Here is a 14132-nt window from a genome sequence, read left to right as displayed (position 1 = left end):
CCGAGGTCAGACCAGGTCGGCGAGGGCGGACAGCAGGCGGTCGATGTCGCTGTCGTCCGTGTAGGGAGCCAGCCCGACCCGCACGCCGCCCTCGTCGCCGAGGCCGAGGTGGCGAGAGGCCTCGATCGCGTAGAAGTGCGACGCCGGTGCGTTGACGCCGCTCTCGGCCAGGCCGCGGCGCACCTCCTGCGCCGTCATCCCCTCCACCGTGAAGAGCAGGGTGGGCGTGCGCTTGCGAGCGTTCGAGTAGAGGCGGACGGCCGGCATACCGCGAAGTCCGGCCTCCAACCGTGAGAGGAGCCGGTGCTCGTGCTCCTCCAGCGCCGCGAACCCCGCGAGGATGCGCTCGCGCCGGGACCCGGTCGCCGACGGGTCCAGCCCGGCCAGCACCTCGACCGCAGCCGTCGTCCCGGCGAGCAGCTCGTAGGGCAGCGTCCCGAGCTCGAACCGCTCCGGCACCGCGTTGCTCGATGGCAGCAGCTTGTCCATCGTCAGCGTCTCGAGCAGCTCCGGGGCAGCGGCGACCACACCGATGTGCGGGCCGAGGAACTTGTAGGGCGAGCACGTCCAGAAGTCGACGCCGAGGTCGCTGAGGTCGACCGACGCGTGGGCGGTCGCGTGGACGCCGTCGACCCAGTGCAGGGCTCCGACCTCGTGGACGGCGCGCGCGATCTTGCACACCGGCGGCTTGGTCCCGATGAGGTTCGAGGCCGCGGTCGTCGCCACGAGCCGGGTCCGGTCGGTGAGCAGCGAGGTCACCGCGGCGGAGTGCATCTCACCGGTGTCTGGCTCGAAGTCGGCCCACCTGACGACAGCCCCGACCGCCTCTGCCGCCTGGACCCACGGACGGATGTTGGAGTCGTGGTCGAGTCGCGTGACGACGATCTCGTCGCCGGGCTCCCACGTCTTCGCGAGCGCCCGCGAAAGGTCGTAGGTCAGCGCGGTTGCGCTCCGCCCGAACACCACACCACGCGGGTCGGCGCCAAGCAGGTCGGCCATCGCGGCCCTCGCCTCGACGACGACGGACTCGGCGCGCCGCTCGCTCGCCGTGACGTCGCCGCGGTTGGAGATCGCCGAGACGAGCGTGTCGCGCACCGCCTCCGCGACCGGGAGGGGCGTCTGCGAGCCGCCGGGCCCGTCGAAGTGCGCCGCGCCCTCGCTCAGCGCCGGGAAGAGCTCACGGACGGCCACCACGTCGTAGGTCATGGCTCAACGTTGCCACGTGTAGCGCCGGACCATGTCGCCGTCCCGCACCGTGAGGCCCTCGGCGTCCGTGCGCAGCGCCCGCAGCGGGTCACCTCCGACGACCCTGCCCGTATGCCGGCCCACCCGGAGCGTGGGACCCGCGCCCACCTCGAGCGTCGCCCTCCCGTCGCCGAACGGCCACCACCACACCCGGGTGCGGGTCGCCTCGACGGTGGTCGCCTCCCCACCCGTGACAGGCGGCGAGGACGATCCGCAGGCTCCAGTCGTCGAGCTCGTCGACGTCCGGTCCAAGGTCTCGAAGGTCGTGCGCACGCACTGTCCGCCCTCGTCGGCGCTGAGCGTGAGCGCGCCGTCGCGGCCGACAGAGGCCCGTGCCGGCGGACGCAGCACGATGCGGCTGGAGACCGGGTCGAGGAGGATGACCGTGCCGTCGCTGGTGGGCAGGGCGCCCACGGTCGGGAGGTTGCCGTCGGTGCCGATGACGGGGGAGGCGGTGCCGGAGGCCGTCGGCTGCTGCGTCTGCCACGACTCCTTGCCGTTGGGGCCGATGCCGATGAGTCGGCACGCCACGGGGGTGCCGCCGCAGGCCTGCACGACGGTCGTCGTCGAGGCGGCCGCGACGAGCGTGAGGATGTGCGCCGGCGGGCCCTGCCAGGTCCATCGTGACTGGCCGTCCAGGCCGGCGCCGTCGAGCGTGGACTCGCGCATGATGAGGAGCCGTCCGCCACCGATGGCCCTCGTGCCGCCGCTCACCGAGCCGAGCGTGATCCGCGTGCCGGTCACGAGGTCGATGGCGACGTTCGCCCCCCGCGCCACGAGCGCACGTCCGCCGAGGACCTCCCCGTCGACCGCCTCGGTCTCCCAGCTGCCCTCCAGCCCCTCCGTCGACGGGGTCGTCAGCCAGCCGACGACGACGGTGAGGACGACCACGAGGCCCGCAGCGACGGCATACGCGATCGTGCGACGGGACCTCACGCGCGAGCCCGCCCGGTCACCAGGACTGGTGCAGCGGTCGCCCCTCGGCGAAGCCGGCGGTGCTCTGGATGCCAACCGTGGCACGCTCGTGGAACTCGGCGAGGGTGCGGGCGCCGGCGTAGGTGCAGCTGCTCCGCAGCCCGGCGATGATCTCGTCGAGGACGTCCTCGACCGACGGTCGGGCCGGGTCGACGAACATCCGGGCCGAGCTGATGCCCTCCTCGAACATCGCCTTGCGGGCCCGCTCGTAGGCCGTGTCGGCGGCCGTGCGGTTGCGGACGGCGCGCGACGAGGCCATGCCGAAGGACTCCTTGAACTGGCGGCCCTTCTCGTCGGTGAAGAGGTCGCCCGGGGACTCCAGCGTGCCGGCGAACCACGAGCCGATCATGACGTTGGAGGCGCCGGCAGCCAGGGCGAGGGCGACGTCGCGTGGGTGGCGGACCCCGCCGTCGGCCCAGACGTGCTTGCCGAGCTCACGCGCTGCGGTGGCGCACTCGAGGACAGCCGAGAACTGGGGCCGGCCGACGGCGGTCATCATCCGGGTCGTGCACATGGCGCCCGGCCCGACGCCGACCTTGACGATGTCGGCCCCGGCGTCGATGAGGGCCCGGGTGCCCTCTGCGCTGACGACGTTGCCGGCGACGATCGGCACCTTCGGGTCGAGGTCGCGCACGGCCTTGAGGACGTCGATCATCTTCTGCTGGTGACCGTGCGCGGTGTCGATGACGAGGACGTCGGCGCCGGCCTCGAGCAGCTGGGCCGCCTTGCCCGCGACGTCGCCGTTGATCCCGACGGCCGCGCCGATGCGCAGGGAGCCGTCGGCGTCGACGGCGGGGGAGTAGAGGTTCGCGCGCAACGCGCCCTGTCGGGTGAGGACGCCGACGAGCGTGCCGTCCGACGCGACGACCGGGGCCAGTCGGCGGCGGCTCTCGTTCAGGGTGTCGAAGGCGGCGACGACGTCGACGTCGTCCTGCACGGTGACGAGCTCGCGGGACATGACGCCGTGGACCTGGACGAACCGGTCGACGCCACTGAGGTCCTTCTCGGTGATGAGCCCGACGGGCCGGTCGCCCTCGGTGACGACCGCCGCGCCGTGCGCGCGCTTGCCGAGGAGGACCTGGGCCTCGCCGACCGTGGTGTGCGGGTCGAGGGTGATCGCGGTGTCGAAGACGAGGTGGCGCGACTTGGTCCAGCCGATGACCTCGCTGACGACCTCGACCGGGATGTCCTGCGGGATGATCGTCAGCGCGCCGCGGCGCGCGGTCGTCTCGGCCATGCGGCGTCCGGCCACGGCGGTCATGTTGGCGACGACGAGCGGGATTGTCGTGCCGGTCCCGTCGTCCGTGCCCAGGTCGACGTCGAGGCGGCTCGTGACGTCGGACCGGTTCGGCACCATGAACACGTCGTCATAGGTGAGGTCGAACTGGGGCTGGAGACCGTTGAGGAAGTGCACGGTCCCACTGTAGGAGGCCCCGTGTAGCAGGATCGTGCCCGTGAGTCTCCTAGCCCCGTCACCCGCCGACGCCGAGCGCCGCGTGGGCCTGCGCCGCATGCGCGCGCTCGCGCTCGCGTTGCTCGTGCTCGCCGCCATCGTGTATGCCGTGACCTTGAGTCACGAGACCGGGTGGCTGGGCTACGTCAACGCCGGCGCCGAGGCGGCCATGGTGGGCGCGCTCGCAGACTGGTTCGCGGTGACCGCCCTGTTCCGGCACCCGCTGGGCCTGCCGGTGCCGCACACGGCGATCATCCCCAAGCGCAAGAACGAGATCGGGCGCAACCTCCAGGACTTCGTCACCGAGAACTTCCTCACCGACGAGATCGCGCGCGAGCGCCTCGCCGCGGCCCGGGTGGGGGAGCGGCTCGGCGGGTGGCTCTCCGTGCCCGCCCACCGGCAGCGCGTCATGACGGAGGTCGTGCGGGTCTCGCGCGCCGGTCTGGGGCGGCTGTCCGACGAGGACGTGCGCGAGGTCATCGAGGACTTCCTCCTGCCGCGCCTGGCGAAGGAGCCGATCGCCCCCATCGCCGGGTCGCTCCTCGAGGGCGTCGTCGACGAGGAGACCCACCACGGCCTGGTCGACCTCGGCCTCGAGCAGCTGCACGACTGGCTGCGCGACAACCCCGGCATGTTCGCATCGGTCATCGGCGAGCGGGCGCCGTGGTGGTCGCCGCCGTGGGTCGACGACAGGGTCATCGGGTGGAGCTACCAGCAGGTGCTCACCTGGCTGCGCGACATCCGCGAGACGCCCGGCCACCCTGCCCGGGTGGCCCTCGACGACCTGCTCACGCGGCTCGCCCGGGACCTGCAGACCGACCCCGAGGTCATGGCGCAGGCCGAGTCGCTCAAGGAGCGCCTCCTGTCGCACCCGCAAGTGCCGGAGACCGCCGTGGGGCTGTGGCGCTCCTTCGCGTCCGCGCTCGAGACGGCGATGGACGACCCCACGTCGTACTTCCACGTCCGCGGCGACGAGCTGCTCGAGCACCTCGGGCGCCACCTCGTCGAGGACGAGCCGTGGCGCTCGCGGCTCGAGGGCCACCTCGGCGAGGCGGTGTCGTTCTTCGTCAACACCTACGGCTCCGAGCTCGCCGAGGTCATCTCGGTGACAGTCGACCAGTGGGACGGCCGCGAGGCGGCGGAGCGGATCGAGCTGCACGTGGGCCGCGACCTCCAGTTCATCCGGATCAACGGCACGATCGTCGGCGCGCTCGCCGGGATCGTCATCCACGCTCTGAGCTCCACCCTCGGCTGAGCCGCCCACGCTCGACCCGTCGCACCGACCGGCGGTCTTGACCTCAAGTGGGCTTGAGGTTCAAGCATGGCTTCACCGCACCACGAAGCCGAAGGAGCACACCATGTCAGTCGCCCTCATCACCGGTGGGTCCGCCGGACTGGGCCTTGAGATCGTCCGAGCCCTGGCCGCCCGGGGATGGACCGTCGTCACCGACGGCCGTGACGCCGACCGGCTGCACTCGGCCGTCGCCGGCCTCGCTGGGGACGTGGTCGCGCTGGCGGGCGACGTCACCGACGCCGCACACCGGGACGAGCTGCTCCGCGCCGTCACCGACCGCGGAGGGCTCGACCTGCTCGTGCACAACGCCAGCACCCTGGGGCCTTCGCCCCTGAGGCCGCTCGAGACGATGAGGATCGAGGATCTCCGCACCGTGTGGCAGACCAACGTCGGGGCGCCGCTGGTGCTCACCGCGGCTCTGCTGCCCGCGCTCAGGGCCGCAGACGGGGTCCTCGTGTCCATCTCCTCGGACGCCGCGGTCGAGCACTACGAGGGCTGGGGGCTGTATGGCGCGTCCAAGGCGGGTCTGGACCACGTGACGCTGACCTACGGCCAGGAGACGGGCCTCACGGCATACGCCGTCGACCCCGGTGACATGCGCACGCAGATGCACCAGGACGCCTTCCCGGGCGAGGACATCTCCGACCGGCCGCTGCCCGAGACCGTCGTGCCGCACCTGCTGGGGCTCCTCGCGGTGCGGCCGACGTCCGGGCGCTACCGGGCCGCGGATTTCGCCGCCCCCGCCCCCGCCGCCCCCGCCCCCGCCGACCTCGCCCACGTCGTCGCCGAGGGGGTCTGACTCGATGACCGTGCTCACGAGCACCCCGACCACGCGTTTCGGTGCGCCCGACGACACGACCGCACCGGCACCCGCGGAGGCGCGAGGGGTCGCGCGCGACGGTGTCCGGCTCATGGTGGCCTCCCACCACCGGATCACCCACGCGCACTTCAGCGACCTGCCGGACCACGTGGCGCCCGGCGACCTCGTCGTCATCAACAACTCGGCGACGATCGCCGCACAGGTCGACGGTGTCCGGCGAGGCCACCGGCGCGACCACGGCGCGGTCGTCGTCCACGTGGCGACTCCCCTCGACGACGGCACCTGGGTCATCGAGCTCCGCACGGCGCCCGATGCGTCCGCGCCGATCCTCGACGCCGTCGGCGGGGAGGTGGTCGAGGTGGGGTCGGTCCTGCTGACCCTGGTGGACCCGTATCCGCGGCCGCAGTCGTCGCCGACCGGTGCCGGCAACCGGTTGTGGCGCGCGAGCGTCGACGGTGACCTGCCAAAGGATCTGCGGCGGCACGGACGCCCGATCGCGTACGGCTACCTCGACCGGCGGTACCCGCTCTCGGACTACCAGAGCGTGTTCAGCACGGTGCCGGGCAGCGCCGAGATGCCCTCTGCCGGGCGGCCGTTCACCGACTCGACCATCACGCGGCTCGTCGCGGGCGGCGTGGGGGTCGCGCCCGTCACCCTGCACACCGGTGTGTCGTCGCAGGAGGCCGGGGAGGCTCCGCAGACGGAGCGCTTCGTGGTGCCCGAGACGACCGCGCGGCTGGTCAACGCCACCCGTGCCACCGGTGGCCGGGTGATCGCCGTCGGGACGACGGTCACGCGTGCCCTCGAGTCGGCGGTCACGCCCGGCGGACGGATGGAGGCCGCGCGCGGCTGGACCGACCGCGTCATCTCACCGGACGAGCCCGCACGTGTCGTGGACGGACTCATCACGGGCTGGCACGACCCGCACGCCTCGCACCTGCTCCTCGTGGAGTCCATCGCCGGCGCCGACCTGACGCAGGCCGCCTACGACGCGGCCGTGGAGCACGGGTACCTCTGGCACGAGTTCGGGGACTCGGCCCTGCTGCTGCCCTCCCGCTGAGCCGGGACGGACGACACCCCGTATGCCGTCCGGCATACGGGGTGTCGAGGGGCAGACGCGTCAGACGTCGCGACGCACGTCGCTCCTGCTGTCGCGACCGGGAAGGTCGTCGCGGTCGAGCCGACCGTCACCGTCACCGAGGCCGTCACGGTCCCGCAGGTCGTCCTGCGCGACGTCACGCCGACGGAGGTCGTCGCGGTCGAGGCGGCCGTCGCCGTCACCGAAGCCGTCACGGTTGACGTCGCCGCGGTCGAGCCGACCGTCACCGTCACCGTCACCGAAGCCGTCGCGGTCGACGCCGTCGGCCGTTCGGCCCACACCGTCGTCACGCCGGCCGTCGGCGTCGACGTCCGGGTCGATCTCGTCGGCGCGCTGCAGCTTCTCGTCGTAGTCGGAGCGGGCAGCAGCCGCGGTCTCGCCCCGGCGGGCGCCCTCGGTCTCGAGCTTCTCGGCCTCGGCGAGCTTCTGGTCCGCCTCCGCACGGGCCTGTCGGGCCTGGGCCTCGGCCTGCGCAGCATGGGCCTCGCGCTCACGCACGACCTGTGACTGCGACTGGGCCTCCTCGCGGACCTCGGCGGCCTGCTGTCGCCGCGAGTCCTCCTGGCGCCTGCGCATCTGCGGGACGAGCAGCACCACCAGCGCGATCAGGACGATCGCTGCGATGACCCACCACCAGATCGGGTCCATTCGGATCACTCTCCTTCGATGACGTGAGGATTGGTCCTCACCTCGAAGGTAATGACATTCCGGGGCCACCGGTGGCCCAGCGCCGGGGCAAAAAGGGCGCTGAACAGGGAGGACGCCTCAGCCGACCCCGCCGGACCGCTTCGGCGGGAGGGGGAAGAACATGGACGTGCGCTGCATGTACTCGGGGTAGCCGGGGCGCTTGGCCATCTCGGACTCGAGCAGCCGAGCCCCGGTCGCGAAGGCGAGGAAGTACGTCATGATCACCGGCGAGAAGATGGTCAGCACCGCGGGCCACACCTCGGCCGCGATGATCCACAGCCCCCACCACACGGCTGAGTCGCCGAAGTAGTTCGGGTGACGCGTCCACGCCCACAGCCCCCGGTCCATGATCCTGCCCTTGTTGGCCGGGTCGGCCTTGAAGCGCGCGAGCTGCGCGTCGCCGATGGCCTCGAAGCCGACGCCCACGACGAAGACGAGCACGCCGAGCGCCGCGACCCAGCCGAGGGGCTTCGCGTCGGCGGCCGCCGCGACCTGGAGGGGCATCGAGACGAGGTATGCCGCGAGCCCCTGGACGAGGAAGACCCGGCGGACGGCGTAGGCGAACCGGCGCTCGGGCGGCGCCGCAGACAGGAGCTTCTCGTAGCGCGGGTCCTCGCCGGCTCCGAGGGCCCGGCGGCGGATGTGCCACGCGAGGCGCACGCCCCACACCGTGACGAGCACGGCGAGGAGCAGCGGCCGGGGCCCACCCGACCCGAGCGTGCAGACCCAGGCGATCGCCACGAAGACGAGCCCCCAGGCGATGTCGACGACGCTGACCTTGCCGAGCCGCTTCGCGATGAGCGCGGTCACGCCCATGACGAGGGCCGCGGTGGCGAGCGAGAGCAGGGTGACCATGAGGAAGCGGCTCATCAGCGCACCGTCTCATGGGCCACGGGTGCACCGCCGGGCCGGCGCGCGAGGATCTGGTCCACACCCATCCGCCCGTCCCGGAACGCCTGCCCGCCACCGACGAGGTAGAGCCGCCACACCCGCGCGACCTCCTCACCGACGAGCTCGACGACGGCCGACCAGTTCTTCTCGAAGGTGTCGAGCCACGCGGCGATGGTCCAGACGTAGTGCTCACGGATCGCATGGACGTCCCGCACCTCCAGGCCGCCGGCCTCGAGGAGCTCGATCGTCTCGCCGACGGGTCGCATGTGCATGTCGGGGGCGATGAACGACTCGATGAACGGCCCGCCGCCGGGGTGCCGGCCCCGGCGCGACATCTGCTGGACGAGGACGTGCCCTCCGGGCTTCACCGAGTCGCGCAGGACCGAGACGTAGGCCGGGTAGTTCGCCTGACCGACGTGCTCACCCATCTCGAGCGAGGCCGCCGCGTCGTAGGGGCCGTCGACGACGTCGCGGTAGTCCTCGAGCCGGATCTCGACACGGTCCTCGAGCCCGCGCTCGCGGATCCGCGCGTCGATGAAGCGCTTCTGCTCCGCCGCGATGGTCACCCCGGTGACCTGCGCGCCGAAGTGCTCCGCGGCATACAGGGAGAGGGAGCCCCAGCCACAGCCCACGTCGAGGAAGCGCGATCCCTCACGCAGGCCGATCTTGCGGCAGACGAGGTCGAGCTTGGCCGCCTGCGCGGACTCGAGCGACTGCCCGGAGTCGGACGGGTCGTCGCTCCACCACGCGGACGAGTAGGCCATGTGGTCGTCGAGGAGCAGGTCGTAGAACGCGTTGGAGAGGTCGTAGTGGTGGCTGATCGCCGACCGGTCCCTCCCGAGGGAGTGCAGCCGACCGCGCAGCCGCGCCTGGCTCGGCGGCGCGGGCAGCGGACCGCCGAGCGCCCCGAGCTCGCGTGCCAGGGCCACGAGGCGCGGTGCCGTGCGGGCGAGCACACCGAACCCCGCGCCGGTCACGCCACGCGCCCACAGGGTGGCCCGGGTGACGTCCAGCGCCTCCCCGACGTCGCCCTCGACGTCGAGCTCACCCGTGACGTAGGCCTGGGCCGCGCCCAGCTCGCCCGGCGACCAGAGCAGCCGCTGCAGGGCGCGGGGCGAGCGCAGGACCAGGACCGGCCCCTCCTCCGGCCCTGCCCGTGAGCCGTCCCAGACCCGGAGCCCCACGGGCAGCGGTCCACCCAGGAGGGGGACCAGGGCGTCGGCGATGCGCAGGGCGAGATCAGGTGACGAGGTGCTCACGGTCGACATTCGGTGTCCCCTCTGTCGTGGATTGGGGTCGGGTCGGGCGAAGATGGACCCGAATCCAATCCAAATCCCCCGGCGCCACGAATGGACGGCATGACCTCGACTGACGCTGCCCCACGCACCGCCGTCGTCGGCTCCGGAGTCTCCGGCCTGACCGCCGCCCACGTGCTCTCGCAGCAGCACCGCGTCACCCTCTTCGAGTCCGAGGACCGGCTCGGCGGGCACGCCCACACCCACACGATCGCGTCCGGTGACGGGCAGGTCCGGGTGGACTCGGGCTTCATCGTGCACAACGACCGCACCTACCCCCACCTGCAGCGACTGTTCGACGAACTCGGCATCGAGGTCCGCGACACCGAGATGTCGATGTCGATCGTCGACCCCGCCTCCGGCCTCCAGTACGCCGGCGGTCGCGGCGTCACGGGCTTCCTCGCCCGGCCGCGCCAGCTGCTCTCGCGCGACTTCGTCACGATGCTGCGCTCGGTCCGCCGGTTCCACGCCGAGGCCGCCGCCTTCCTCGCGGCGACCGACGACGAGGACCAGACCACCTACGGGCAGTTCATCGCCGCACGGGCGTTCCCCGAGAGCTTCGTCGAGTTGTATGCCGTCCCGCTCGTCTCGTGCGTGTGGTCCAGCGGGCGCGGCGACGCCATGGACTACCCGGCGCGCTACCTGTTCCAGTTCCTCGACCACCACGGCATGCTCAGCGTCACGGGATCACCGCAGTGGCGCACCGTCGTGGGCGGGTCAGCGACCTACGTCGAGGCCCTGGCGGCGCGGCTCGGAGACGTCCGCCGTGGACATGGGGTCCTGGCCGTCGAGCGCGACGACGACGGCGTCACGGTCACCACCCGCCGCGGCGCCGAGCGCTTCGACCACGTCGTCGTCGCGACGCATGCCGACGACGCCCTCGACCTCCTCGTCGACGCCACCCCGGCCGAGAAGGAGGTCCTGGGCGCCTTCCGCTACTCGCGCAACGAGACAGTCCTGCACCGCGACGCCTCGCTCCTGCCGTCGGCTCGCTGGGCGCGGGCCTCGTGGAACTACCGCGTCGCGCGTCCCGGCCACGACGCCGGGACGACCGGCCCGGTCGTCACCTACGACATGACCCGGCTCATGGGCCTGCCATCGGCCGACCCGCTCTACGTCACCCTCAACGCCACTGCGCTCATCGACCCGGCCAAGGTCGTCGCCGTCATGGACTACGCCCACCCGATCCACGACCTCGACGCCGTCATGGCGCAGCGTCGGCGTGACCAGATCACCACGTCCCGGACGGCCTTCGCGGGGGCGCACTGGGGCTGGGGGTTCCACGAGGACGGCTGCCGTTCGGGGGTCGAGGCGGCACGGGCACTGGGAGTCGGGTGGTCATGACCGAGACCCGTGAGCGCGCCGCTGCCCGACCGCAGACGCACCCCACGCTCCCTTCGCTCCCCGCCCTCGTCGTGGGCCAGGTCCACCACACCCGCCACACGCCGATGCGCCACACCTTCAGCCACCGGCACTACCAGTGGCTCCTCGACCTCGACGAGCCACCGCGGCTGCCGGCCTGCGTGCGACCGGTCGCGAGCTTCCGCCCGCAGGACCACCTCGCGGGAGCGGCGACCCTGCCCGAGCTCAAGGCGAACGTCCTGCGCTGCCTCGAGCGGGCCGGCATTCCGGCAGAGGGCGTGACCCGGGTCGTCGCCCTGACGCACGCCCGCGTCCTCGGCCACGTCTTCGACCCCATGACCGCCTACTGGTGCCTCACCGCGGACGGTTCGTTGCGCGGCGTCGTCGTCGAGGTGCACAACACCTACGGCGGACGCCATGCGTATGCCGTCCGCCCCGATCCCAGCGGCGCCGCCTCGGTGGACAAGGACTTCTACGTCTCGCCCTTCAACGACACCTCGGGTGAGTACGCCATCCGCTTCCACCTCGACGCGGAGCGGGTGTCCGTGGGCATCCGCCTGCACCGCGAGGGCGAGCTCGTCCTCACCGCCGTCGTCGACGGCGCGGTCGTCCCCGCCACGCCGGCGTCGGTCGTGCGCACCGTCGCCCGCCACCCCCTCATGACCCAACGGGTGAGCGCCCTCATCCGGATGCACGGCATCCGGCTGTGGGCTCGCCGCCTCCCCGTCCAGAGCCGTCCCGCCCCTTCAGAGGAGAGTGTCCGATGACCTCCGAAATCCTGCCGTCGCTCGAGATCCCCTCCGCCCGAACGCTGTTCACCCGCGGAGCAGTGGCGCGAGCCCTCGTCCACCGCATCGTCGAGGGCGTGCCGGTCCGTCTCCGCTACCCCGACGGCTCCCACGTCGGCGGAGGTGGCGAGGACGCCCCGACGCTCGACGTCGTGCGCCCGGCGGCGCTGTATCGCCGCGTCGAGCAGCACCCCAAGATCGGCCTCGGTGAGGGCTACATGGCCGGCGACTGGCGTGCCGCTCCCGGCACCGACCTTGCCCAGGCGTTGCTGCCCTTCGCGGCCCGCATGGGTCGGCTGCTGCCCAAGCCGGTGCTCTCGATGCGCCGGGTCGTCGACCGCGCGCTGCCTGCCGCCACCCGCAACACCCTGCACGGCAGCAGGTCGAACATCGAGGCGCACTACGACCTGTCCAACGACCTCTTCGCGGCCTTCCTCGACCCGACGATGTCCTACTCGTCGGCGCTCTTCGACCACAGCCGCCCTCTCGCCGACCAGGACCTCGTCGAGGCCCAGCACCGCAAGATCGACGCGATCCTCGACTCCGCCGGCGTGACGTCCGGGTCGCGGGTCCTCGAGATCGGGACGGGCTGGGGCGAGCTCGCACTGCGCGCGGCTGCCCGTGGCGCCGACGTCCTGTCGATCACCCTCTCGCGTGAGCAGCAGGCGCTGGCCCGCGAGCGCATCGCTGCCGCCGGGCTCTCCGACCGCGTCGAGGTGCGGCTCCAGGACTACCGCGAGGTGTCGGGGCAGTTCGACGCCGTCGTCTCGGTCGAGATGATCGAGGCGGTGGGGGAGGAGTACTGGCCGACCTACTTCTCCGCGATCGACTCGCTGCTCGCGGAGGGCGGGACGGCCGTCGTCCAGGCCATCCTCATGGGTCACGACCGCTACCTCGCCACCCGCAACTCGTACGGGTGGATCCAGAAGTACATCTTCCCCGGCGGCCTCATCCCCTCGCTGGACGCGATCTCGGAGGTGACCGGACGGCATACGGATCTGCGGGTTCGGGGTGTGCGGGCCTTCGGCGGCGACTACGCCGAGACGCTGCGCCGGTGGCGGATGACCTTCCTGGAGGCCTGGCCGAAGATCGAGGGCGGCGGCTTCGACGAGACGTTCAAGCGCATGTGGGAGTTCTACCTCGCCTACTGCGAGGCCGGGTTCGCCTCGGGCTACCTCGACGTCGCCCAGGTGACGATGCGCCGCGACTGAGGCGCGGGCTCAGCCGGCCCAGTCGGGGTCGGCCGCGGTGAGACGGGCCGGGTCCACCGTGCCCGGCTCCGGCCTGTCCTTGGCCACCCCACCGAGGGCGGCTCGCACCGCGTCGTCGAAGCCGGTCTTGCCGTCCGCCGGCGGTCCGACGACGTCGTCGATCTCGTCCTCCTGGCACACGACCTCGTGGATGAGGCTGCCCACCAGCGGTTTCGCGATGCCGGCGGGGACCGGGGTGACGAAGCCGACCCAGTGGCTCGCCAGGCCCGGCGTGAGGACGGGGACGGTCTGGATGGCCCGGGCGCGCAGGCCGGCGACGGCGGCATAGCGCTGGATCATCTGGCGGTAGGTGAGCACCTCGGGCCCGCCGATGTCGAAGGTGCGGTTGACCTGGCCCTCCATCGTCGCGGCGCCGAGCAGGTAGTGCAGGACATCGGCGATGGCGATCGGCTGGATCCGGTTGTTGACCCACTTGGGCGTCACCATGACCGGCAGCTTCTTGGTGAGGTGGCGCAGCATCTCGAACGACGCCGACCCGGAGCCGATGATGATCGCGGCTTGGAGCACGACCGTCGGGACGCCCGACGCCATGAGGAGGTCGCCGACCTCCACGCGTGAGGCGAGGTGTGCCGACAGGTGCCCGTGGTCCGGGTGGAGCCCCGAGAGGTAGACGATGCGCCCGACGCCGGCGCCCTGGGCGGCGAGCCCGAACGTCCGCGCCAGCTCACGGTCGCGCTCCTCGAAGTCGTCCTTGCCGTCCATGGAATGCAGGAGGTAGTAGGCGACGTCGATGCCCTCCAGTGCCGTCTCGAGGTCCTGGCGCGAGGTGGCGTCGCCCTCGACGACCTCGACGTCGTCGGCCCACTTGCGGGCCCGCAGCCGGTCGGCCGAGCGCGTGAGCACGCGCACCTCCAGCCCGGCGTCGAGGAGCACGGGGACGAGGCGGGACCCGATGTAGCCGGTCGCACCTGTCACGAGGACACGGGGCTGCTGGGGGGAAGTCATCTGTGGC

Annotated in this window: 13 protein-coding genes; 6 read left to right on the top strand and 7 right to left on the bottom strand. The window is 72.2% G+C overall.

Annotated features, from left to right (window positions below):
• Positions 1-6 precede the first annotated feature (6 nt).
• The 3 genes from LL946_RS04505 to LL946_RS04495 are packed head-to-tail and all read right to left on the bottom strand — an operon-like array spanning position 7 to position 3634.
• Entirely contained in the window at positions 7-1206 is a 1200-nt protein-coding gene (locus LL946_RS04505; RefSeq protein ID WP_404385211.1) for a cysteine desulfurase-like protein, read from the bottom strand.
• Positions 1207-1209: 3 nt separating this feature from the next.
• A complete protein-coding gene (locus LL946_RS04500) occupies positions 1210-2181 on the bottom strand; it encodes a hypothetical protein (RefSeq protein ID WP_404385209.1) in 972 nt (323 codons plus the stop codon).
• A 16-nt stretch (positions 2182-2197) separates the two neighbouring features.
• Positions 2198-3634: a GuaB1 family IMP dehydrogenase-related protein gene (locus tag LL946_RS04495; RefSeq protein WP_404385207.1), complete on the bottom strand. Its 1437-nt coding sequence runs from the start codon at positions 3632-3634 to the stop codon at positions 2198-2200.
• 40 nt (positions 3635-3674) lie between these two features.
• Between LL946_RS04495 and LL946_RS04490 the strand changes: the two genes are divergently transcribed.
• The 3 genes from LL946_RS04490 to LL946_RS04480 all read left to right on the top strand — a co-directional run bounded on the left by LL946_RS04490 (position 3675) and on the right by LL946_RS04480 (position 6847).
• Complete coding sequence (locus LL946_RS04490; protein WP_404385205.1) at positions 3675-4928, top strand: DUF445 domain-containing protein; 1254 nt, start codon at positions 3675-3677, stop codon at positions 4926-4928.
• Between the two features lie 103 nt (positions 4929-5031).
• A complete protein-coding gene (locus LL946_RS04485; RefSeq protein WP_404385203.1) occupies positions 5032-5766 on the top strand; it encodes an SDR family oxidoreductase in 735 nt (244 codons plus the stop codon).
• Positions 5767-5770: 4 nt separating this feature from the next.
• Entirely contained in the window at positions 5771-6847 is a 1077-nt protein-coding gene (locus LL946_RS04480; protein ID WP_404385201.1) for an S-adenosylmethionine:tRNA ribosyltransferase-isomerase, read from the top strand.
• Between the two features lie 60 nt (positions 6848-6907).
• Here LL946_RS04480 and LL946_RS04475 read toward each other — a convergent pair whose 3' ends face one another.
• The 3 genes from LL946_RS04475 to LL946_RS04465 form a co-directional block, all read right to left on the bottom strand.
• Positions 6908-7534: a hypothetical protein gene (locus tag LL946_RS04475; RefSeq protein ID WP_404385199.1), complete on the bottom strand. Its 627-nt coding sequence runs from the start codon at positions 7532-7534 to the stop codon at positions 6908-6910.
• Between the two features lie 117 nt (positions 7535-7651).
• Complete coding sequence (locus LL946_RS04470) at positions 7652-8443, bottom strand: DUF1295 domain-containing protein (protein WP_404385197.1); 792 nt, start codon at positions 8441-8443, stop codon at positions 7652-7654.
• Positions 8443-9732 (bottom strand): class I SAM-dependent methyltransferase, encoded by a 1290-nt coding sequence (locus tag LL946_RS04465; protein WP_404385195.1) that lies wholly within the window; start codon positions 9730-9732, stop codon positions 8443-8445. Before LL946_RS04465 ends, LL946_RS04470 begins: the two co-directional genes overlap by 1 nt.
• 90 nt (positions 9733-9822) lie before the next feature.
• Between LL946_RS04465 and LL946_RS04460 the strand changes: the two genes are divergently transcribed.
• The 3 genes from LL946_RS04460 to LL946_RS04450 are packed head-to-tail and all read left to right on the top strand — an operon-like array spanning position 9823 to position 13120.
• Positions 9823-11103: an NAD(P)/FAD-dependent oxidoreductase gene (locus tag LL946_RS04460; RefSeq protein WP_404385193.1), complete on the top strand. Its 1281-nt coding sequence runs from the start codon at positions 9823-9825 to the stop codon at positions 11101-11103.
• Complete coding sequence (locus LL946_RS04455) at positions 11100-11888, top strand: DUF1365 domain-containing protein (protein ID WP_404385191.1); 789 nt, start codon at positions 11100-11102, stop codon at positions 11886-11888. Before LL946_RS04460 ends, LL946_RS04455 begins: the two co-directional genes overlap by 4 nt.
• Positions 11885-13120 (top strand): class I SAM-dependent methyltransferase, encoded by a 1236-nt coding sequence (locus tag LL946_RS04450; RefSeq protein WP_404385189.1) that lies wholly within the window; start codon positions 11885-11887, stop codon positions 13118-13120. Before LL946_RS04455 ends, LL946_RS04450 begins: the two co-directional genes overlap by 4 nt.
• Before the next feature lie 9 nt (positions 13121-13129).
• On the opposite strand, the gene LL946_RS04445 is transcribed toward LL946_RS04450, so the two are convergent.
• The gene (locus LL946_RS04445; protein WP_404385187.1) at positions 13130-14125 is read right to left on the bottom strand and encodes an NAD(P)H-binding protein; all 996 of its coding nucleotides are present in this window, start codon (positions 14123-14125) and stop codon (positions 13130-13132) included.
• Between the last annotated feature and the right edge of the window lie 7 nt (positions 14126-14132).

The sequence above is a fragment of the Knoellia locipacati genome (assembly GCF_044791685.1).
GTDB classification, from domain to species: domain Bacteria; phylum Actinomycetota; class Actinomycetes; order Actinomycetales; family Dermatophilaceae; genus Knoellia; species Knoellia locipacati_A.
The sequence above is the reverse complement of the archived record's forward strand: the minus strand, read 5'-3'. Positions and strand labels throughout refer to the sequence as shown.

What these genes read in the sequence shown, in the direction of transcription:
- LL946_RS04475 (WP_404385199.1), bottom strand. Translation starts at nt 7,534, where the DNA reads ATGGACCCGATCTGGTGGTGGGTCATCGCAGCGATCGTCCTGATCGCG.
- LL946_RS04450 (WP_404385189.1), top strand. Translation starts at nt 11,885, where the DNA reads ATGACCTCCGAAATCCTGCCGTCGCTCGAGATCCCCTCCGCCCGAACG.
- LL946_RS04470 (WP_404385197.1), bottom strand. Translation starts at nt 8,443, where the DNA reads ATGAGCCGCTTCCTCATGGTCACCCTGCTCTCGCTCGCCACCGCGGCC.
- LL946_RS04455 (WP_404385191.1), top strand. Translation starts at nt 11,100, where the DNA reads ATGACCGAGACCCGTGAGCGCGCCGCTGCCCGACCGCAGACGCACCCC.
- LL946_RS04505 (WP_404385211.1), bottom strand. Translation starts at nt 1,206, where the DNA reads ATGACCTACGACGTGGTGGCCGTCCGTGAGCTCTTCCCGGCGCTGAGC.
- LL946_RS04480 (WP_404385201.1), top strand. Translation starts at nt 5,771, where the DNA reads ATGACCGTGCTCACGAGCACCCCGACCACGCGTTTCGGTGCGCCCGAC.
- LL946_RS04465 (WP_404385195.1), bottom strand. Translation starts at nt 9,732, where the DNA reads ATGTCGACCGTGAGCACCTCGTCACCTGATCTCGCCCTGCGCATCGCC.
- LL946_RS04485 (WP_404385203.1), top strand. Translation starts at nt 5,032, where the DNA reads ATGTCAGTCGCCCTCATCACCGGTGGGTCCGCCGGACTGGGCCTTGAG.
- LL946_RS04445 (WP_404385187.1), bottom strand. Translation starts at nt 14,125, where the DNA reads ATGACTTCCCCCCAGCAGCCCCGTGTCCTCGTGACAGGTGCGACCGGC.
- LL946_RS04460 (WP_404385193.1), top strand. Translation starts at nt 9,823, where the DNA reads ATGACCTCGACTGACGCTGCCCCACGCACCGCCGTCGTCGGCTCCGGA.